At 71.5% G+C, this 21,290-nt stretch carries 15 protein-coding genes; 2 read left to right on the top strand and 13 right to left on the bottom strand.

Features of this window, described 5'->3' with window-relative positions; genetic code table 11:
- Window positions 1–4: 4 nt before the first annotated feature.
- The 6 genes from DQ384_RS19435 to metH all read right to left on the bottom strand — a co-directional run bounded on the left by DQ384_RS19435 (window position 5) and on the right by metH (window position 9,687).
- Complete coding sequence (locus DQ384_RS19435; protein WP_114030260.1) at window positions 5–1,024, bottom strand: ABC transporter permease; 1,020 nt, start codon at window positions 1,022–1,024, stop codon at window positions 5–7.
- A gap of 87 nt (window positions 1,025–1,111) precedes the next feature.
- Window positions 1,112–2,896, bottom strand: coding sequence for an ABC transporter substrate-binding protein (locus DQ384_RS19430; RefSeq protein WP_114030259.1), 1,785 nt, complete (start codon window positions 2,894–2,896; stop codon window positions 1,112–1,114).
- A 54-nt stretch (window positions 2,897–2,950) separates the two neighbouring features.
- Window positions 2,951–3,946 (bottom strand): ABC transporter permease, encoded by a 996-nt coding sequence (locus DQ384_RS19425; RefSeq protein ID WP_114030258.1) that lies wholly within the window; start codon window positions 3,944–3,946, stop codon window positions 2,951–2,953.
- Window positions 3,947–4,768: 822 nt separating this feature from the next.
- Entirely contained in the window at window positions 4,769–5,269 is a 501-nt protein-coding gene (locus tag DQ384_RS19420; protein WP_114030257.1) for a cellulose synthase, read from the bottom strand.
- Window positions 5,270–5,513: 244 nt separating this feature from the next.
- Window positions 5,514–6,161, bottom strand: a complete 648-nt coding sequence (locus DQ384_RS19415) for an HAD family hydrolase (protein ID WP_114030256.1) — start codon at window positions 6,159–6,161, stop codon at window positions 5,514–5,516.
- Between the two features lie 58 nt (window positions 6,162–6,219).
- Complete coding sequence (gene metH, locus DQ384_RS19410) at window positions 6,220–9,687, bottom strand: methionine synthase (RefSeq protein WP_114030255.1); 3,468 nt, start codon at window positions 9,685–9,687, stop codon at window positions 6,220–6,222.
- 210 nt (window positions 9,688–9,897) lie between these two features.
- Here metH and DQ384_RS19405 point away from each other — a divergent pair, with 210 nt between their 5' ends.
- Entirely contained in the window at window positions 9,898–10,752 is an 855-nt protein-coding gene (locus DQ384_RS19405; RefSeq protein WP_114030254.1) for a PAC2 family protein, read from the top strand.
- A gap of 42 nt (window positions 10,753–10,794) precedes the next feature.
- Here DQ384_RS19405 and DQ384_RS43660 read toward each other — a convergent pair whose 3' ends face one another.
- The 7 genes from DQ384_RS43660 to DQ384_RS19370 all read right to left on the bottom strand — a co-directional run bounded on the left by DQ384_RS43660 (window position 10,795) and on the right by DQ384_RS19370 (window position 20,479).
- On the bottom strand, window positions 10,795–11,553 hold the full coding sequence (locus DQ384_RS43660; RefSeq protein ID WP_114030253.1) for a sirohydrochlorin chelatase: 759 nt from the start codon (window positions 11,551–11,553) through the stop codon (window positions 10,795–10,797).
- The gene (locus DQ384_RS19395) at window positions 11,550–12,719 is read right to left on the bottom strand and encodes a uroporphyrinogen-III synthase (protein ID WP_114030252.1); all 1,170 of its coding nucleotides are present in this window, start codon (window positions 12,717–12,719) and stop codon (window positions 11,550–11,552) included. The genes DQ384_RS43660 and DQ384_RS19395 overlap by 4 nt, the downstream gene beginning before the upstream one ends.
- A complete protein-coding gene (gene nirD, locus DQ384_RS19390; protein ID WP_114030251.1) occupies window positions 12,716–13,081 on the bottom strand; it encodes a nitrite reductase small subunit NirD in 366 nt (121 codons plus the stop codon). The genes DQ384_RS19395 and nirD overlap by 4 nt, the downstream gene beginning before the upstream one ends.
- Window positions 13,078–15,498, bottom strand: a complete 2,421-nt coding sequence (gene nirB, locus DQ384_RS19385) for a nitrite reductase large subunit NirB (protein ID WP_114030250.1) — start codon at window positions 15,496–15,498, stop codon at window positions 13,078–13,080. Before nirB ends, nirD begins: the two co-directional genes overlap by 4 nt.
- On the bottom strand, window positions 15,495–16,898 hold the full coding sequence (locus DQ384_RS19380) for an FAD-dependent oxidoreductase (protein ID WP_114030249.1): 1,404 nt from the start codon (window positions 16,896–16,898) through the stop codon (window positions 15,495–15,497). Before DQ384_RS19380 ends, nirB begins: the two co-directional genes overlap by 4 nt.
- Window positions 16,895–19,033, bottom strand: coding sequence for a molybdopterin oxidoreductase family protein (locus DQ384_RS19375; protein ID WP_245966606.1), 2,139 nt, complete (start codon window positions 19,031–19,033; stop codon window positions 16,895–16,897). The genes DQ384_RS19380 and DQ384_RS19375 overlap by 4 nt, the downstream gene beginning before the upstream one ends.
- An 87-nt stretch (window positions 19,034–19,120) precedes the next feature.
- The gene (locus DQ384_RS19370) at window positions 19,121–20,479 is read right to left on the bottom strand and encodes an MFS transporter (RefSeq protein WP_220183017.1); all 1,359 of its coding nucleotides are present in this window, start codon (window positions 20,477–20,479) and stop codon (window positions 19,121–19,123) included.
- Window positions 20,480–20,714: 235 nt separating this feature from the next.
- Between DQ384_RS19370 and DQ384_RS19365 the strand changes: the two genes are divergently transcribed.
- Window positions 20,715–21,194, top strand: coding sequence for a peptide deformylase (locus tag DQ384_RS19365; RefSeq protein ID WP_114030246.1), 480 nt, complete (start codon window positions 20,715–20,717; stop codon window positions 21,192–21,194).
- Window positions 21,195–21,290: the final 96 nt, after the last annotated feature.

Raw genomic sequence — 21,290 nt, 5'->3', positions numbered from 1 at the left:
CCGCTCACGTGAGCCTCACCCTGGGGTCGACCACCGCGTACAGCAGGTCGACGATCAGGTTCGCCGCGACGACGAAGAACGCGGTGACCAGCGTGACGCCCATGACCTTCGGAAGGTCCTGGTTGACGATAGCGTCGATCGCGTACTTGCCGATGCCGGGCAGGGAGAACGTGCTCTCGGTGAGCACCGCGCCGCCCATCAGCAGGCCGACGTCGAGGCCGAAGATGGTGACGATCGGGGTCAGCGCGCCGCGCAGGCCGTGTTTGAAGACCACCACGCGTTCGGACAGGCCCTTGGCCCGCGCCGTGCGGATGTAGTCCTCGTTCATCGTCTCCAGCATGCCCGATCGCGTGAGCCGGGCGTACCCGGCGGCGTACAGGAACGCCAGCGTGATCCAGGGCAGGATCAGGTTGTAGGCCCACTGGACCGGATTGTCGAAGAACGGGGTGAAGCTGCCGCCCGGCGCCGTGATCGCCAGGGGACGCCCGTAGCTGAACGCCACCAGCGACACGATGCCGGTGAAGAAGATGGGGAGCGAGACGCCGGCGAGCGCGACGGTCATCGCCGCGCGGTCGAAGACGCTGCCGCGTCTCAGCGCCGACACGACGCCCGTCGCCACGCCGGTGAGCAGCCAGATGACCGCGGCGCCGAAGGCCAGCGACATCGTGACGGGCAACCGGTTGAGCAGGTCCGGCCACACGGGCAGCCGGGTCAGGAAGGAGTAGCCGAAGCACGGCGCGGGGCAGTGCTCGACGCCGGGCCCGTAGTCGTAGTCGGCGCCCGCGACGATGCCCTTGGCGAACCGGCCGTACTGCACGATCAGCGGATCGTTGAAGCCCAGCCGCTCTGTGGCGATCTGCACCTGCTCGGCGTTGGCGGTACGCCCGACGTAGCGGGTGGCGAGGCTCTCCGAGGTGGCGCCGGCCAGGCGCGGCACCAGGAAGAAGATGGCGAAGGTGATCAGGCTCACGATGGCGAGCATGAAGACACCCCAGATCAGGCGCCGGATGATGTATGTGACCACAGTCCCCCCGGCTCCGGGGGCCGGCCGGTCGGCCGGCCCCCTGCCGCGTTCACGTGTCTGTCGGATCTGACGGGTGCTCAGGAGCGCTTACTGAACGCCCATGTTGAGGTAGTCGTACATGCTGAACGCGTCGTTGATGTACACGTTCGTCACGCCCTTGCCGCGCAGGAGCAGGCTCTTGGCCCACAGACCCGGAAGGATGAAGGCGTCCTCCATGACCTTCTGGTCGATCTGTCCCCAGATCGCCTCGCGCTTGGCGATGTCGGTCTCCATCGCGGCCTGGTCGAACATCTTGTCGACCTCGGGGTCGCGGACGCTGACGTTCGAGGAGCCACCGGTCTCGCGGATCACGCGGCTGTCGGCCATCTGGCTGAGGAAGCCGTATCCGTCCGGCCAGTCGGCGCCCCAGCCGTTGACGGCCAGGCCGAGCCCGTTGGCCTTGGCGTACCCCGGCTTGCCGGCGTACAGCGCGAAGTAGTCCGCCTGCGGGAACGGCTTCAGCGTCAGCTTGATGCCGACCTTGCCCAGGGACTGCTGCAGCGCCTCCGCGGTCGCCTTCTCCTTGGGACGCTCGGCCCGGTAGGAGATGTTGGTCTCGAAGCCGTTCGGCTGGCCGCAGGCCGCCAGATGCTCCTTGGCCTTGGCCACGTCACCGTGGTTGTCCGGCCCGGCCGGGTACAGGTTGATGTCCTTGTGACCCGGGATCAGCGGCGGCAGCAGGCTGGTCGCGATCTGGCCACCGGAGAACTCGCCTCCGTAGGCGGTCTGGTAGGCGACCTTGTCCGCGGCGTACTCGACGGCCTTGCGGCAGTCGATGTTGTCCAGCGGTTTCACGTTGCCGTTGATCGACGTGTACCAGAGGCGGGTCAGCGTCGGGTTGTCCGCGTTGGCCTTCAGGTTCGGGTCGGTCAGCACGCGGCCGAGGGTCGCCGGCTGGGCGCCGGTGCCGGCCACGTCGACGTGCAGGTCGCCGGCGAGGATCCGGTTGTCGATGTCGTCGGCGTTGACGTTCGTCGAGACCTGGTACCCGTCGGGCAGCGCCTTGCGGTTCGGGTCGGTGGCCGGGTCCCAGTTCTCGTTGCGGACCAGGTTGAAGCCCTTGCCGATCTCGTTCTTGTCGAACTTGTACGGCCCGGAGGAGATCACGTGCTCGCGGTACTTGGCGCCGGTGTCCTTCGCCTCGGGCACCGGGATCGTCGCCGGGAGCTGGGCGAAGTAGTCGAAGCCGCTGTAGGGCTGCTTCAGGTGGAAGATGATCGTCTGGTCGTCCGGCGTCTCGATCGCGCTGTCGGTGTTGACGCCCTTGGACTTGTACGGACCCTTGTAGTCCTTCGGCAGGTCGAGGGTGTCGTTGAAGTAGGTGTACCCGTCCGGGAACACCTCCTTGTCCAGCGACCGCAGCACGCCGTACTTCACGTCCTTGGACGTGATGGGCGTGCCGTCCTCGAACTTCACACCCTGCTTCAGCTTGTACGTCCAGGTCTTCGCACCGTCGCTCGGGACGCCAAGGCTCTCGGCGAGGTCGGGGATGAGCTGGTTGCCCTCCTGGCCCGGCGCCGGCTTGAACATCACGAGGGACCGGCCGTAGAGCCGGACGAAGTTCCACGAGTAGCCGTAGTACGTGTCCGCCGGGTCCAGCGAGTCCCAGTCACCGGAGTTGGCGAACTTCAGGATGCCTCCCTTCTTGTCCGAAGGGTTGAACACCTTGTCCAGGGCGGCGTTGAACTCGCCCTTCACGGCGTCGCCACCGCCGCTCGCGGGCGCCGAGCCGGAGGAGCTCGGCGACGTGGCGGTGCCGCCGCCACACGCGGCCAACCCCAGGGCGAGAACCGCACTCAGGGCGGTCACCCCCAGCGTGGTCTTTCTCTTCATCTACACAACCCCTTGTTGTCGAGGCCAGGGAACTAACGGGGGAACCGGATCGAGCTATCGGGCCCTTGGGTCGAGGGCGTCACGGAGTCCGTCACCGAACAGGTTGAAGGCCAGCACGGTGATGAAGATCGCCATACCGGGGAAGAACATGAAGTGCGGGATCGTGTAGAACCGCACCGCTTCGGACAACATGCCACCCCAGGTGGGCGTGGGCGGGCGCACCCCGACTCCGAGGAACGACAGAGCCGCCTCGAAGAGGATGTTCGTCGGGATGAGGAGGGTCGAGTACACCAGGATCGGCGCGACCAGGTTGGGCAGCATCTCGCGGAAGATGATGTACGGCCCGCGCGCGCCCAGGCTGCGCGCCGCGTCCACGAACTCCCGCTCGCGCAGCGACAGCGTCTGGCCGCGCATGATGCGCCCGATGTAGGGCCAGTTGAAGAAACCGATGATGAAGATCAGCAGGGTGACGCTGAGGGTGTCACCGGTCAGCCCGAACGCGCTGTCGCTCTGCTGCACGATGCCGGACAGCGCCATGGCGAAGACCAGGATCGGGAACGCCAGGAAGACGTCCATGGTCTTGCTGATGACCGAGTCGACCCAGCCGCCGAAGTACCCGGCCATGACGCCGAGCAGCGTGCCGATCACCACGGACAGCAGCGTCGCCAGGAAGGCGATCAGCAGCGAGATGCGGGCGCCGTAGACGATGCGGCTGAAGATGTCGCGTCCGTTGACGGGCTCGACGCCGAACAGGTGGTCCCAGCCGATGCCGGTTCCGTCCTTCGGGGCCATCGTCTCAGAGCTGATGAGGTCCTGGTTGAAGTCCGTGGGAGGGTGGCCGATCAGGCCGACGATCACCGGGGCGAAGACCGCCACGAGGATCAGGAAGATCACGACCCCGGCGCCGGTGAGGGCCACCTTGTCGCGCTTCAGGCGCATCCACGCGATCTGGCCGAGCGACCTGCCCTGGATCGCCTTGGCCTGCCCGTCCAGCACGGCTTCCGGCGCGGCTTCGAGCTCCGAGCCGGAGACGTCGAGCGGTGCGGTCATAAGTGTCGGCCCCCTGGATCCCAGACGACTTGTCCGTCTGGCGCGCCGCCCGTCCGATGGTGGCGGGCGGGCATCGCCCCATGTTGCATGGGAGACCGCGTTTACGGCCCCGGACGCAGAATCTATGTGCTGAGCTGCACTGACCAGTACCTGCGCACGCTATGTGGCTCAACTGTGATTCATGCGAAATTCATTTGTATCGATCTTGGACCGATTGTCCGGGGGCTGTCCGCATTGTGTCTCGGATCCGTGACACGGCGCGCGGATGCGCCGTGGCGCCCGCGCCCGCGGACCTCGGGGGCCGCCGGCGGCGGCGCGGGACGCCCCGGGAGACGGGGACCCGGTCGAGGGTGGCCGATCATATCGAGGACGCTACGCGCCCCCCTCCGGGCGCACGGACCCCGCCACGCCGTTATGGCAATGTGACCTGATCTCGATCCGATTCCCTTACCCAGCATGCCGGTACGGGCCTGACCAGGGCCTGAAACCTCGGTGATCATCTTAGCGCCCCCGCACCCGGCGATCCGCCGGTCGTCACCGGGCACTCCGGTCATCGCGGATGCTCTGGGCAAGATCCGGGTATGTCCTGGGACGTCGACGCCGGGCGGGGGCAGGCCGTACGTGCTCCCCCGCCCGCGGCGGCGCTCGCCGCCGGTGCCTGTCAGCCCTACGCGAGCCCGTGGCCGGACGCGGTCCACCCCGCGCCGGCCCACATCCGTGCGGTGGGAGGCCCCAAAGCCGTCCACCGCACGGAGCTCGCGCCCCCCTCTGCCCACGGCCGCGGCGCACTCCGCCGACGGCCGGACCGGTGCCTCGCCCGCGCTAGCTGATGCCGCGGCGCTTGAGGATCTCCTCGATGTCGGAGAGGTCCTCGTCGGGCGGTGCGGCGGCGGTGGTGGGCGTGCGGCGGGGCAGGGGCGGCCGGTTCGGCTGGGTGGGGGCCGTGGCGGAGGGGGGCGTGGCGGACGGCCCCGCGACCGGCTGGGGCTCCGTGGAGGGCTTGGACCTGCGCCCGCGGGACCGGCCTCCGCGCAGGAACCCGGAGATCAGGAACAGCAGCGCGGACAGGCCGGCCACGGCGACGCCGGCCCAGACCTTCGGCGAGAACACCAGGCCGGTGACGAAGCCGACCGCGGCGGTGCCCATCTGCCAGAGGGCGGGCAGCGCTCCGGTCAGGTAGGCGGCGACCGGGATCAGCGACCAGGCGGCGGCGCGCAGCCCGGCGCCCGCGCCTCGCCTGCGGAACGCCAGGAAGCTCAGCACCAGGCCCACGGCGGTAAGTCCCCCGCACAACGGCAACCAGGCGATCTGGTCGTACGACATAACGGCTCGCCCCCTTGTCATGGCTTTCCCTTCCATCCTGGCACCTGGCACGCGCGGGTCCCCTCCTCCCCAAGGAGGGGACGTCCCCTAAGGGAGGATGATCCTCATAGGGCCAGTTTCAGGGTGGGATGTCCGAGGCCGGTGGTCCTAAGGCACCGCAGGTGGAGCTTCCAAGCCGAGCTTCAGGCGACTTCGCCACGCCGCGGGGAGCTTCCCTGGTGGATCCCGGAGCTCCAGGTGGGCTTCAGGAGAGGGAGAGGGCTCGGAGGGCCGCCACGTCGACCTGCTTCAGGGACTCGGCCACGAGGCGCCTCGGAGCCGGGGCGATGGGGAGGACGCTGGGGACGGCCACGACCGCGCAGCCCGCCGCGGTGGCGGCGGCGACGCCGTTCGGGGAGTCCTCCAGGGCGACGCAGTTCGCGGGCTCCACGCCGGTCAGGCGCGCCGCCAGCAGGTACGGCTCCGGGTCGGGCTTGTAGTTACGGACGTCGTCGCCGGTCACGATGATGTCGAAGTGGTCGCGCCGCCCGATGCCGCCGAGCACGGCGTCGGCCATCACCCGGGCGGAGGACGTGACGAGGCCCGTGCGCACGCCCGAGGCGCGGACCTCGCCCAGCAGTTCCAGGGCTCCCGGCATCGTCTCGAAGCCCTCGGCGAGCCTGTCGAGCACGCCGTCGATCATCCACGCCTCGATCTCGGCGGGAGACCGGTCCGACCCGCTGGCCTTGAGCATGTACGCGACCGTCGCCGGCATGGAACCGCCGACCAGGTTCTCCTGGTCGGCGTCGGACCACGCGGCTCCCAGACGTCGCATCACATCCGACTCGACCTGGAACCAGAGCTTCTCGGTGTCGACGAGAAGCCCGTCCATGTCGAAGAAGACCGCGTCCACTCAAAACCCCCTGACAGTGCCTGCGTACACCCTGACCGTACCGTCTGGCCGTCAGGCGTCAGACGTTGAAGTACGAGGCTTCGGGGTGGTGAACGATCATCGCGGAGGTCGCCTGCTCGGGATGCAACTGGAACTCCTCCGACAGCGACACCCCGATCCGGGACGGATCCAGCAACTCGAACAACTGCCGCTGATCCTCCAGATTCGGGCAGGCCGGATAACCGAAGGAATACCGGCAGCCGGTGACGTTCACCTTCAGCATGTCCTCCAGCGACTCCTGCCCGCCGATGCCCAGCTCGGCCCGGACCCGGGCGTGCCAGTACTCGGCCAGTGCCTCGGTCAGCTGCACCGACAACCCGTGCAGCTCCAGGTAGTCGCGGTAGGCGTCCTTGGCGAACAACTCCGCCGTCGCCTCCGAGATCCGCGACCCCATCGTCGCGACCTGGAACGCCACCACGTCCACCTCACCCGACTCCTCCGGACGGAAGAAATCGGCCAGGCACAGATGCCGATCCCGGCGCTGCCGCGGGAAGGAGAACCGGGTCCGCTCCCCACCCGCCTCGTCGAGAATGATCAGGTCGTCGCCGCGGGACACACACGGGAAGTAGCCGTACACCACCGCGGCCTGCAACAGGTTCTCGGTCTGCAACCGCTCCAGCCACATCCGCAGCCGCGGCCGCCCCTCGGTCTCCACCAGCTCCTCATACGACGGCCCGCCCGCGCCGCGGGCGGCCTTGAGCCCCCACTGCCCCATGAACGTGGCCCGCTCGTCCAGGAACGCCGCGTAGTCCCCCAGCGCGATGCCCTTGACCACCCGCTCCCCCGAGAACGGCGCCACCGGCACCGGGTTGCCGGTGGCCACGTCCGAGCGGGCGGGCAGCTCGGCGTCCGGGGTGCGCACCAGCGTCGCCCCGGACCTGACCCGCCGCTCCCGCAACGCCGGCAACCGCGCCCCCGCCACCCCCCGCTTGACCGCCATGAACGCGTCCATCAGCCGCAGCCCCTCGAACGCGTCCCGCGCATAACGCACATCCCCGGCGAAGCTCGCGGCCAGGTCCTGCTCCACATACGCCCTGGTCAGCGCCGCCCCGCCCAGCAGCACCGGGAACCGCGCCGAGATGCCGCGGGCGTTCATCTCCTGCAGGTTCTCCTTCATGATCACCGTGGACTTCACCAGCAGCCCCGACATCCCGATCACATCGGCGTCCTTCTCCACCGCCGCCTCCAGGATCGCCGACACCGGCTGCTTGATCCCCAGATTGATCACCTCATAGCCGTTGTTCGACAAGATGATGTCGACCAGGTTCTTGCCGATGTCGTGCACATCGCCCTTCACCGTCGCCAGCACGATCCGGCCCTTGGTCTCGCCCTCCACCCGGTCCAGGAACGGCTCCAGATAGGCCACCGCCGCCTTCATCACCTCCGCCGACGCCAGAACGAACGGCAGCTGCATCTGCCCCGACCCGAACAGCTCCCCGACCGTCTTCATGCCCTCCAGCAGCACCTCGTTGATGATCTCCAACGCCGGCCGCACGGCCAGGGCCTCCTGCAGGTCGGCCTCCAGGCCCTTGCGCTCGCCGTCCACGATCCGGGCCTTGAGCCGCTCGGCCAGCGGCAACGCCGCCAGCTCGGCCGCCCGGCCCGCGCGCACCGCCGCCGCGTCCACCCCCTCGAACAGCTGCATGAACCGCTGCAACGGGTCATAACCCTCCCGCCGCCGGTCGTACACCATGTCCAAAGCGACCTGCCGCTGCTCATCGGCGATCCGCGCCATCGGCACGATCTTCGAGGCGTGCACGATCGCCGAATCCAGACCCGCGTTCACACACTCGTTCAAGAACACCGAGTTCAGCACCACGCGGGCGGCGGGGTTGAGGCCGAAGGAGATGTTGGACAGGCCCAGGGTCGTCTGCACCTCGGGGTAGCGGCGCTTGAGCTCGCGGATGGCCTCGATGGTCTCGACGCCGTCGCGGCGGGTCTCCTCCTGGCCGGTGGCGATCGGGAAGGTGAGGCAGTCGATGATGATGTCCGAGACCGACATCCCCCAGTTGCCGGTGAGGTCCTCGATCAGGCGGGAGGCGACGCGCAGCTTCCATTCGGCCGTGCGCGCCTGGCCCTCCTCGTCGATGGTCAGGGCCACCACGGCGGCGCCGTGTTCCTTCACCAGCCGCATGATCCTTGTGAAACGAGAATCGGGGCCGTCGCCGTCCTCGTAGTTCACCGAATTGATCACCGCGCGGCCGCCGAGCATCTCCAGACCGGCCTGCAGCACGGCCGGCTCGGTGGAGTCCAGCACGATCGGCAGCGTGGAGGCGGTGGCGAACCGGAACGCCAGCTCCTTCATGTCGGCCACGCCGTCACGCCCGACGTAGTCCACGCACAGGTCCAGCATGTGCGCCCCGTCGCGTACCTGGCCGCGCGCGATGTCGACGCACTCCTCCCAGTTCTCCGCCAGCATCGCCTCACGGAACGCCTTGGAGCCGTTGGCGTTGGTCCGCTCACCGATCGCCAGGTAGGAGGTGTCCTGACGGAAGGGGACCGCCTGGTACAGCGAGGCCGCGCCGGGCTCGGGGCGCGGGCGCCGCGCGGCGGGGGCCTGCCCGCGCACCGCCTCGACGACCTGGCGCAGGTGCTCGGGGGTGGTGCCACAGCACCCGCCCACCAGGCCCAGCCCGTACTCGGAGGTGAACTGCACGTGGGCCGCCGCGAGCTCCCCCGGGGTCAGGGGGTAGCGGGCGCCGTCGGAGGTGAGCTCGGGCAGACCCGCGTTCGGCATGCACGACAACGGCAACCGCGCATGACGCGCCAGATACCGCAGATGCTCGCTCATCTCCGCCGGACCCGTCGCGCAGTTCAGCCCGACCACATCCACACCCAGCGGCTCGATCACCGCCAGCGCCGCACCGATCTCCGACCCCAGAAGCATCGCCCCGTTGGTCTCGATCGTCACCTGCGCGATCACCGGCACATCACGACCCGCCGCCTCCACCGCACGACGAGCCCCGATCACCGCCGCCTTCACCTGCAACAGGTCCTGACACGTCTCCACGATCAACGCATCGGCACCACCAGCGATCAACCCCGCCGCGTTCAGCTCATAGGCATCCCGCAACGCCCCGTACGGCATATGACCCAACGTCGGCAACTTCGTCCCCGGACCCATCGACCCCAGGACGAACCGCGGCCGATCCTCCGCCGACCACTGGTCGGCCGCCTGCCGGGCCAGGGCGGCGCCCGCCTGGGAGAGCTCGAAGATGCGCTCCTCGATGCCGTACTCCCCCAGCGCCGCCAGATTGGCACCGAAGGTGTTGGTCTCCACACAGTCGACGCCGACCGCGAAATACGCCTCGTGCACCGCCCGCACGATGTCCGGGCGGGTGGCGTTCAGGACCTCGTTACATCCGTCATGACCGTCGAAGTCGTCGAGTGTGGGATCGTACGATTGCAGCATGGTGCCCATCGCGCCATCCGCCACCAGGACGCGTTCGGCCAGTTGACGCCTGAAGGAGGAGGCTTCACGATTCATGCGCCCAAGCCTAGCGGGCAGGCGGAAATCGGAGCCGGGCGACATTGCACGCGACGTCCAATTGGACCTGTCTCGCGTACGGCTATCCCCTCTCGGTGACACTGACCGCCCCTCAACGAATAGGCTTAGTTAGGCACAAGGCCGCCGCCGGCGGCCGAGAGGGCGCTTCGACGCGTGAACGCCCTTGGCCATGCCAGGAGGAGGCGGCGTGTGATCGAGCTCGAAGGACTTCCCGAGCTCGTCGACCCGGTGCTGATCGCCGCGTTCGAGGGCTGGAACGACGCGGGCGAAGCGTCGAGCGGCGCTCTGGCGCATCTGGAGGCGGAGTGGAAGGCCACCCCGCTGGTCGAGCTCGATCCTGAGGACTACTACGACTTCCAGGTGACCCGCCCGGTCGTCGAACTGGGCGACGGCGTCACCCGTTCCATCGTGTGGCCGACCACCCGCCTGCTGGTCGCGCGGCCTCCCGGCAGCGACCGCGACGTCGTGCTGCTGCGCGGCATCGAGCCGAACATGCGCTGGCGCACGTTCTGCTCCGAGATCGTCGGCATCTGCCTGGAGCTCGGGGTCGAGACGGCGGTGCTGCTCGGCGCCCTGCTGAACGACTCCCCGCACACCCGGCCGGTGCCGATCGTGGGCAGCGTGAGCGATCCGGGCCTGGCCCGTTCCCTGAACCTGGAGCTGACCCGCTACGAGGGGCCCACGGGCATCGTCGGCGTGCTCCAGCACTCCCTCGGCGCGGCCGGCACCAAGACGATCTCCCTGTGGGCGTCGGTGCCCCACTACGTCGCCCAGCCGCCGAACCCCAAGGCCACGCTCGCGTTGCTGAGCCGCATGGAGGACCTTCTCGACATCCCGATGCCGCTGGGCGAGCTGCCCGACGAGGCGCGGGCGTGGGAGCACGGCGTGGACGAGCTGGCCGCGCAGGACTCCGAGGTCGCCGAGTACGTCCGCGAGCTGGAGGAGCGCAAGGACGCCGCCGAGCTGCCCGAGGCCAGCGGTGACGCGATCGCGGCCGAGTTCGAGCGCTACCTGCGGCGGCGCGACCACGACACCGACGGCTAGGGACGACCACAGACGGCCGAGGCCGGCTGCGGCTGGAGGCCGTCATCCCCCGGACGCCGGCGCCGCCCTGAGCCCGCCGGCCGCGCCGGGCACCCGCCGCGCCGCTCCCTGCCACGCCGCCCCGGCCGTCGCCTCATCGAACCGGTGCCACACCAGGGCGGCCAGTTCGTCGTCGGCGCCGAGCGGGCGGGAGACCAGGTCGGCCCCGCACTCCTCCAGCCGCCCCTGGAAGAACCCGGGGGCGAGCAGGTAGGACGCCAGGGCGACCCGGGGGGCCGGGCCCGACCGCAGCCTGTCCATGGCCTCGCCGATCGTCGGGCGGCCCGCCGAGGCGAAGGCCACGGTGACCGGCCGCGAGAGCCGCACCGACAGCAGCCGGGCGGCGGCGCGGACGTCGTCCAGGGCGCCGGGGTCGGACGAGCCGGCCGCGCCGAGGATCACCGCGTCGGTGGAGCGCAGCCCCGCGGCGACCAAGCGGCGCACCAGCACGGATGTGATGAGCGGGTGGGGGCCCAGCTTGCCCGCGACCAGCGCGCCGGGCTTGGCGCGGGCGACGACGGCGGGCAGGTCGATGTGGACGTGGTAGCCGCCGGCGAGCAGCAGCGGGACCACGACGGCCGGTCCGGGTAGCCCGGCCAGGATCCCGTCCAGCGGGGGCGAGCTGATCTCCAGATAGGCGGCCTCGACGCGGTGGCCGGGACGCGCCCGCCGCACGCGGGCCGCCAGGGCCGCGATCGTGGCCTCGCCCTCGGCGCTGCGCGTGCCATGGGCCGCGAGCACCAGCGCGGGCGGCAGGGTCACCGCACCTCCAGCCGGTCGCAGGCCAGGCGGTAGCCGCGCTTGACGACGGTCTCGACGATGCCGGCCGGGCCGAGCGCGCGGCGCAACCGGGTGACCGCCATCTCGACGGCGTGCTCGGCGGAGTCCCGGGCGGGGCCGCCGGGGAGCACGACCCGCAGCTCCGAGCGGGCGACGACGTGTCCGGGCCGCTCGGCGAGGCGCTTGAGCACGGCCATGGGCGCGGGCGGCAGCGGCTTGAGGTCGCCGTCGACGGCGACGGCGTGGCCGCGGATCTCCAGCTCGTGGGAGCCGGCGGTGACCCGGGTGACGCCGTGCTCGGGCAGGTGCCGTGCCAGGGTGCGGGCGAGGGCGCCGAGCCGCGAGCGGTCGGGCTGGATCACCGGCACGTTCCTGGCCACCAGCGGCCCGGCGGTGACCGGGCCCACGCAGGCGGCCACGACCGACCCCCGGAAGGCGTTGACCAGCGAGTCCTCCAGGTGCTCGGCGCGCGCGGCGTTGAGCATGGCGAGCACGGCGGGGGCGCTGGTGAAGGCGACGGCGTCCACCGAGCCAGAGATCGCCTGGGTGATCAGGCGGCGCAGCGGCGAGGGGTCGCGGTAGGGCAGCCATCGGTAGACCGGGACCTCGATGACGGTGGCGCCGGCGCCGCGCAGGGCGGCGATGAAGCCGATCAGCGGCTCGCCGTGCAGTTGCACGACGATGCGGCGCCCGCGCAGGTCCTGGCTGAGAAGGTACTGCTTGATCTCGTCGCAGGACTCGGTGGGCGGGGTCCAGTCGTCGTTCAGCCCGGCGGCGCGGACGGCCCCCCGCGCCTTGGGCCCGCGGGGCAGGATGCGCGCGGAGGCGAGATGGGCGGCCAGGTCGGTGCACAGCCCCCAGCCCTCGGCGGCGGCCATCCAGCCGCGGAAGCCCACGCCGGTGGTGACCACGACGTCGTGGACGGGAGCGTCCAGGCACTCACGGGTGGCCGCGAGCAGGCCGGCGTCCTCGGCGAGCGGCACGAGCCGGATCGCCGGGGCGCGCACGACGCGGGCGCCCCGGCGTTCGAGCAGCGCGGCGAACTCCTCGCGCCTGCGGGTGGCGGTCACCCCGATGGTGAAGCCCGCCAGCGCGTCCGGCGCCGTCTCGGGGCTGGTCAGGGGATTGTCCAGAAGCGCGGCTGTCATTCCACGCTCACCTCCAGGGTGCCGTCGGTGACTCGGGTGGGATAGGTCGGTAGCGCTGTCTCCGGATCGTCAAGGCACACGCCGGTGACGAGGGAGAAGACCTGTTTGTGCATGGGCGTGGCGACCACGGGCTCCTCATCCCGGGTGCCGACGATGCCGCGCGACATGACGTACGCGCCGCTGTACGGGTCGCGGTTGCCGACGGCGAAGAAGCGGCCGTCGAAGGTGCGGAACACCGCGATCTGGTCGCCCGCGACCAGGGCGGCGGCGCCGCGTTCGGGGATGAGGTCGGCGTAGGCGCAGATCGGCACCCATGTCCGGAGGTCGTCGCCGGGGGCCGTCGCCCGGCCGGTCGGGGTCATGAGCGGGTCACCTCCACGAGGACGGGCGTGATCTGGTCACGCCTGGTCTCGAAGACGATCGAGGGGTCGGGGGTGCCGGGGGCGTTCACGAAGCTGACGAACCTGCGCAGCTTCTCGGGGTCCTCGACGGTGGCGCGCCACTCGTCGAAGTAGCCGCCGACGTGCCGTTCCATCGCCGCGTCCAGGTCAGCGCAGATGCCGAGCGAGTCGCCGACGATCACGTCGCGCAGGTGGTCGAGGCCGATCCGCTCGATCCAGGCGGACGTGCGCTGGAGGCGGTCGGCGGTGCGGATGTAGAACATCAGGAAGCGGTCGATCGAGCGGATCAGCTCCTCGTCGGACAGGTCGGTCGCGAGCAGCTCGGCGTGGCGGGGGGTGAAGCCGCCGTTGCCGCCGACGTAGAGGTTCCAGCCGGTCTCGGTGGCGATGACGCCGAAGTCCTTGCCGCGGGCCTCGGCGCACTCGCGGGCGCAGCCGGAGACGGCCGCCTTCAGTTTGTGCGGCGAGCGCAGGCCACGGTAGCGCAGCTCCAGCGCGATGGCCATGCCGACCGAGTCCCGCACCCCGTACCGGCACCAGGCGGACCCGACGCAGGACTTCACCGTGCGCAGCGCCTTGCCGTACGCGTGCCCGGACTCGAACCCCGCGTCCACGAGGCGCTTCCAGATCAGGGGCAGCTCCTCGACGCGCGCGCCGAACAGGTCGATCCGCTGCCCGCCGGTGATCTTGGTGTAGAGGCCGAAGTCGCGGGCGACCTCGCCGATGACGATGAGCTTCTCGGGGGTGATCTCGCCGCCGGGGATGCGCGGCACCACCGAGTAGGTGCCGTTCTTCTGGATGTTGGCGAGGAAGTGGTCGTTGGTGTCCTGTAGCGCCGCGCGCTCGCCCTCCAGCACGTGGCCGCCGTCGAGCGAGGCGAGGATCGAGGCGACGACCGGCTTGCAGATGTCGCAGCCGCGCCCCCGGCCGTGCTCGGCGATGAGCCGCGAGAAGGTGGTGATGCCGCGCACGCGGACGATGTCGAACAGCTCTGACCTGCTGTGGGCGAAGTGCTCGCACAGCGCCTTGTCCTGGGCGACGCCCTCGGCGGCGAGGATCGACGCCAGCGCCGGGAGGCAGCTGCCACAGCTCGTGCCCGCCCGCGTGCACTTCTTGAGCGCGGGCACGTCGGTCGCGCCGCGTTCGGCGATGGCCGCGCGGATCTCGCCTCGGGTGACGTTGTTGCACGAGCAGACCGGCGCGTCGTCCGGCAGGTCCACCCGCGGCCCGCCCGCTCCGGCGAACAGCAGGTCGCTCGGTGAGGCGGTCAGCTCCCTGCCGACCAACGGCCGCAGCAGCGTGTACGGCGTGGCGTCGCCGACGCAGATGCCGCCGAGCAGGGTGCGGGCGTCGTCGCTGACGAACAGCTTCTTGTAGACGCCGCCGACCGGGTCCATGTAGGTCACGTCGAGCGCGCCGGACAACCGCCCGAAGCTGGCGACGTCCACGCCGAGCAGCTTGAGCTTGGTGGACAGGTCGGCGCCCGTGAAGGAGGCCGAGCCGCCGAGGACGCGGTCGGCGGCGACCTCGGCCATGGCGTTGCACGGCCCGACCAGGCCGTACACCATGCCGCCCGCCAGGGCGCACTCCCCCACCGCGTAGATCGCCGGGTCGGCGGTGCGCATGCCCTCGTCGACGACGACGCCGCCGCGCTCGCCCACCGGCAGCCCGGCCCGGCGGGCCAGCTCGTCGCGCGGCCGCACGCCCGCGGAGAACACCACCACGCCCGCGTCGATGGACGTGCCGTCGGCGAGCACCACCCGGCCGTCCTCGATGCGGTCCAGGCCGGTGCCGGTGTGCACGGTGAGGCCGAGCCGCTCGACGTGGCCCCGGAGCACCGCGCCTCCGCCCTCGTCGACCTGGCGGGGCATGAGCCAGGGGCCCATCTCGACGACGTGCGTGGCCAGGCCGAGGCCGCGCAGCGCGTCGGCGGCCTCCAGCCCGAGCAGGCCGCCGCCGACCACGACGCCGGTGGTGGCGCCGGCCGAGGCGGCGCGGATCGCGTCCAGGTCCTCGATGGTGCGGTAGACGAAGGCCCGTCCGGCGCCGGGCACCGGCGGGACGAAGGGCGCCGAGCCGGTGGCGAGCACCAGCACGTCGTACGGCTCCTCGTGCCCGTCCCGCGTGGTCACCGTGCGCCGGCCGCGGTCGACGCGGACCACGCGGTCGCCGAGCAGCACCCGTGCGGAGGCTCCCGGGTCGGGGAGGGTCAGTTCGCCCGCGCCGGTTCCCTTCAGGTACGAGGTGAGGGCGACCCGGTCGTAGGCGGGCCGCGGCTCCTCCCCGATCACGGTGATGGTCCCGGTGAAGCCGCGGCGCGCGAGCGTCTCGACGAGCCGGTGCGCGGCGGGCCCGTATCCCGCGACGACGATCCTCATACCGGAACCTCCTCTTCCTGAGCGCACAGCCACCCGATGAGACCTTCGACCGCGTCCGCGCAGCTTCCGCAGCCGGTGGTCGCCCTGGTCGCGGCGGTCACGGCGGCCAGGTCGCGCGCGCCCGCCTCCCAGCAGGCGCGGATCCTCCCCTTGGTCACGTTGTTGCACTCGCACACGCGCGCCGAGTCCGGCATGCGCACGGGGGTGTCGGCGGGCACAGCGTCGTCCAGACCGGGGAACAGCAGGCCCGCCGGGTCACCGGGAAGGGGGCCTCCCCGGTCGTAGAGCTGGGTGAGCGTCCCCACCGTGGGCGCCTCTCCGAGCAGGATCGCGCCGACGAGGCGGTCGTCCCTGATCACGAGCTTGCGGTAGATGCCGCGGGCCCTGTGGGTGAACATGACGACCTCCACGGCGCCCGCGGGGTCCTCGGCCAGGTGCGTCTCGCCCATCGCCGCGAGCTCGACGCTCCTGGCCTTGAGCCGGGTCACCAGCCGCGACCCCCGGTAGCGCGCGGACGGGTCGGCCCCGGTGATCAGATCGGCCACCACCGCGGCCTGCTCCCACGCGGGCGCCACCAGGCCGTACACCGTGCCGTCGTGCTGGGCGCACTCGCCGATCGCGTAGATCGCCGGGTCGGCGGTGCGCAGCCGGTCGTCCACGACGACGCCCTGCCCGACCTCCAGGCCGGCGTCCTCGGCGAGGCCCGTCACCGGGCGTACCCCGCAGGCCAGTACCACGAGGCCGGCGGGCAGCACCTCGCCGGTGGACAGCTCGACGCCGCGGGCGCGGATCGCGGCGACCCGCGCGCCGGTCCTGACCGTGACGCCGAGACCGGCGAGCGCCTCGCCCAGGACCAGCCCGGCCTCGGCGTCCAGTTGGCGGTCCATCAGGTGGCCGGTGCGGTGCAGCAGCGTGACCCGCAGGCCGCGTCCGGCCAGGCCGCGGGCGGCCTCGACGCCGAGCAGGCCGCCGCCGACCACCACGGCGGAGGTGGCGGTCCTGGCGGCGGCGAGGATCCGGTCGCAGTCGTCCATGGTGCGCAGCGCGATCGCGCGTCCCGCGCCGGGGATCCGCGGTACGACGGCCTCGCTGCCCGTGGCGAGCACCAGCACGTCGTAGGGCTCGCGCCACCCGTCCGCCGTGCGCACCTCGCGCGCCGCGCGGTCGATCGCGGTGACCGTGACGCCGAGCCGGACGTTCACGCCGTCCCCCGCCTGCGCGGGCAGGCGGACCTGCTCGGGGCTCGCGGTGCCGGCGAGCACGTTCGACAGCAGCACCCGGTTGTAGGGGCCCCGGGCCTCCGCGCCGACCACGGTGATCGTGAGGTCCGCGTCCCTGGCCCGCACCTCGGCGGCGAGGCGCGAGCCCGCCATGCCGTTCCCCACGACGACGAGCCTCACGGGCGCCGCCCCCGCTCACCCTCGGAGCCGCCCGGGGCGTCCGGTCTGCGCACCCGCACGGCGCAGACCTTGAACTCCGGCATGCGCGACACCGGGTCCAGGGCGGGGTTGGTGAGGCGGTTGACGCCCTCCCAGTGGAAGGGCATGAAGATCGTGTCGTGCCGGATCGCCGCGCTCACCCGGGCGACGGCCTCGGTCGCGCCCCTTCGGCTCTCCACCCTGACCATGTCGCCCGTGGAGACGCCCAGGCGGGCGGCCAGGCCCGGGTGCAGCTCGGCGTACGGCCCGGGCGCGGCGTCGTTCAGCGCGTGGATCCGCCGGGTCTGCGCGCCGCTCTGGTACTGGGCTAGCACGCGGCCGGTGGTCAGGTAATACGGGTAGTCGTCGTCGACCTCCTCGGCGGGCGGCCGATAGTCGACGGGGACGAACCGCGCCCGCCCGTCCGGGGTGGGGAACCGGTCGAGGAACGGGCGGGGCGTGCCGGGGTGGTCCTCGGAGGGGGCGGGCCAGAAGACGCCGGTCTCGGCGGCGATGCGCTCGTAGGTGATGCCGGCGTAGTCGGCGATCCCGCCCGCGCTGGCGCGGCGCAGCTCGTCGAAGACGACGCCGGCGTCGCCGGAGAAGCCGGGCCGCCCGAGGCGCGCGGCCAGGTCGGCGAGGATCTCCAGGTCACCGCGCACGCCCGGGGGCGGGGCGAGCGCCTGGCGGCGCAGCAGGACCCTGCCCTCCAGGTTGGTCATCGTGCCGTGCTCCTCGGCCCACTGGGTGGTGGGCAGCACGACGTCCGCCATCGCGGCGGTCTCCGACAGCACGAGGTCGGAGACGACGAGCAGGTCCAGCGCGGCCAGCCGCCCGGCGACGTGGCCGGAGCGCGGCGCCGACACGACCGGGTTGGAGCCGAACACCAGCAGCCCCTTCGGTCCGCCGGGGGTGCCGAGCGCGTCGAGCAGCTCGTACGCCGAGCGGCCCGGTCCGGGCAGCTCTGCGGGGTCGACGCCCCACACGCGCGCGACGTGGGCGCGGGCGGCCTGGTCGTCGATGCGGCGGTAGCCGGGGAGCTGGTCGGCCTTCTGCCCGTGCTCGCGCCCGCCCTGGCCGTTGCCCTGGCCGGTGAGGCACCCGTAGCCGGACCCCGCGCGGCCGGGCAGGCCGAGCGCGAGCGCGAGGTCGATGAACGCCGTCACGGTGTCCACGCCCTTGGCGTGCTGCTCGGCGCCGCGCCCGGTGAGGATCACCGCCGTGCGGGCGGTCCCGAGCAGGCGGACGGCCTCGCGCAGGTCCGCGACCGGCACGCCGGTGACGCGCTCGGCCCGCTCGGGCCACCAGGTCGCCACCGACGCCCGGACCGCCTCGAAGCCGGTCGTGCGGGCGGCGATGTACGGCTCGTCGGCGTACCCCTCGGTGATCGCGATGTGCAGCAGGCCGAGGGCCAGGGCCAGGTCGGTGCCGGGGGCGAGGCGCAGGTGCAGCGCGGCCCGCCGCGCGGTGCGGGTCTCGCGCGGATCGGCCACGATCAGCGCGCCGCGCAGGTGCCGCATGAACGGCGGCATGGTCTCGGCGACGTTGCCGCCGGCCAGCAGCACGGCCTCCGCCCCGGCGAGGTCGGTGATCGGGAACGGCAGGCCGCGGTCCATCCCGAAGGCGCGGCCGGCCGCGGCGGCGGCCGAGGACATGCAGAACCGGCCGTTGTAGTCGATCTGGCTCGTGCGCAGGGCGACCCGGGCGAACTTGCCGAGCTGGTAGGCCTTCTCGTTGGTGAGGCCACCGCCGCCGAACACGGCGACCGCGTCGGCGCCGTGACGCTCCTGGATCGCGCGGACGCCGGCCGCGACGCGGTCCAGGGCGTCGTCCCAGGTCACCGGCACCAGCGGGCCGTCGCGGCGCTCGCGGGCCAGCGGGGTGGTGAGGCGCGCGCCGCCGGTGAGCAGCTCGGCTGCGGTCCAGCCCTTCTGGCAGAGGGCGCCCTCGTTCGCCGGGACGTCCTGGCGGGGGGTGACGGTGACCGCGCCGTCCCCCGCCCCCGGCTCCCGCGTGACGTACATCCCGCACTGCAACGCGCAGTACGGGCAGTGCGTGGCCGCTCCCACATGCGCGGGCGACATCACAGACGCCCGCGGGGAAAGTGAGATCGGCATGGATCCGATGGTGCTTTCGGGCCGTTTCACCGTTGGGTCCCTCCTGTTACCTCTGTGCTACATCCCCGCCGGGCCGGGAAAAGGGGCTCAGACACGGGCTTCCGCCACCCCCGCGGCCGGCAGCGCGCCGGCGGGGCGCAGGTAGCAGAACCAGGTCAACCCCGCGCAGACGGCGTAGAAGCAGGCGAACGCCGCCAGGGCCGCGCCCGCGCCGCCGGTCGCGGCGATCGAGGTGCCGAAGCCGCGGTTGATGAAGAAGCCGCCGAACGCGCCGACGGCGGAGATGATCCCGATCGCGGCGGAGCTGTCGCGTTTGCCCGCGGCCACGGCCGCCGCGCGCGCCCGCTCGTCGCCCGGCGGGACGTCCCTGAGCGCCCTCGCCATGAAGATCGCGGGGATCATCCGGTACGTCGAGCCGTTGCCGACGCCGGTCAGCGCCACCAGCAGCAGGTAGGCGGCGAAGAATGTCGCGAAGTGGTGGGCGCCGACGCCCGTCCCGACCAGCGCGACCGCTCCGGCCATGGCGGCGAAGGTGGCGAGCGTGACCTTCGACCCGCCGAGGCGGTCGGACATCAGCCCCCCGAGCGGCCTGATCAGCGAGCCGACCAGGGCCCCGAGGAAGGCCCAGGAGACGGTGGAGGCGTGCTCGGGGAACTGGCTCTTGATGAGCAGCGGGAAGGCCGTGGTGTAGCCGATGAAGGACCCGAAGGTGCCGATGTAGAGCAGCGACATGATCCAGGTCTGCGCCCTGCCCGCGATCTTCAGCTGCTCGCGGGGGTCGGCCTTGGCGGAGGTGAGGTTGTCCATGAAGAAGAACGCGCCGACCGCCGCGAGCACGATGAAAGGCACCCAGAAGAGCCCGGCCGCCGCCAGGCCGAATCCGGTGATCACCAGCGGCATGGCCAGCTGCACGGAGCTGACGCCGATGTTGCCCCCCGCCGCGTTCAGCCCGAGCGCCCAGCCCTGCCGGCGCTCGGGGTAGAAGTAGGTGATGTTGGCCATGCTGGAGGCGAAGTTGCCGCCGCCGAGCCCGGCCGTGGCGGCGATGAGCAGGAAGGCCCAGTACGGAGTGCCGGGGTCACCGACCGCCACGGCGAGCAGGACGGCCGGCACGAGCAGCAGCAACGCGCTGACCACGGTCCAGTTGCGGCCGCCGAACCGGGCGGGCGCGAAGGTGTAGGGCAGGCGCAGGGCGGACCCGACGAGGTTCGGCAGGGACACCAGCCAGAAGAGCTGGTCGGTGGAGAACCTGTGGTCTCCGAGCTTGACCGCGACGATGCTCCAGACGGTCCAGAGGGTGAAGCCGAGATGTTCGGCGAGGATCGAGAACACCAGATTTCTGCGGGCGATCCGCTTGCCCCGGCGCTGCCAGAAGTCCGGATCGTCCGGATTCCAGTCGTTTATCCAGCGGCCTTTCGCCGACGCCGTCCGCGTTAGCTCCACCACGGTCGCTTTCCTCCTATTTCGCTGATTTTCAGGAGGTTCAGACCGTATCCGCGCTCATCACACTGTCCCGCGACGATGGTTAGATATCGCCGTTACTTCCGACGCACCCTTGAAACATGTGATCCATAGGCATCACTGAGGCAATCTGGATTTAACAAAGGTTGCCACCAGGCCGATCCGGGAATTCCTCCCGGGAACCGTCCCAGCCGACCCGACGACACCCCCTGGAGCGAGCTTGTCCAGCGTCCAGCCGATCAGGCTCTTCGCCGACCCCGTGCTCCGCACCGTGGCCGCCCCGGTCACCGACTTCGACCGGTCCCTGCGCGAGCTCGTCAGATCCCTGCAGGCCACCACCCGCGCGGGAGCCGGGCGCGCCGGGCTCGCGGCCCCCCAGCTCGGCGTGCCGCTGCGCGTGCTCGTGTTCGAGGTGGAGGGCAGGTCGGGCCATCTGGTGAACCCCCGCCTGGAGGCGTCCCCGCGCACGATCGTCGCCGACGAGGCCTGCCTGTCGGCGCCCGGGGTGTGGTGGCCGCTGGAGCGTTCCTACTCGGTCGTCGCCAAGGGGCGCGACATGTACGGCAAGCCGGTCACGCTCCGCGCCCTCGGCATGCTGGCCCGCGTGCTGCAGCACGAGGTCGACCACCTGGACGGCGTGCTGTTCAGCGATCACCTGCCCGCCGACGAGCGGGAACGCTTCTTCGCCGCGCTGGCGTAGGCCCGGCCAAGGCCGGGCGGCCACCTCCATCTTCTTCGTGCGCGATGTCCATTTTTTCCGGTCATGCGTGTTCTGTACCGATCTGGGCGGGTAGGG

The sequence above is a fragment of the Sphaerisporangium album genome (assembly GCF_003323745.1).
Taxonomy (GTDB): Bacteria; Actinomycetota; Actinomycetes; order Streptosporangiales; family Streptosporangiaceae; genus Sphaerisporangium; species Sphaerisporangium album.
Note: the sequence above shows the minus strand (reverse complement) of the source record. Positions and strands in the feature narration are given on the sequence as shown.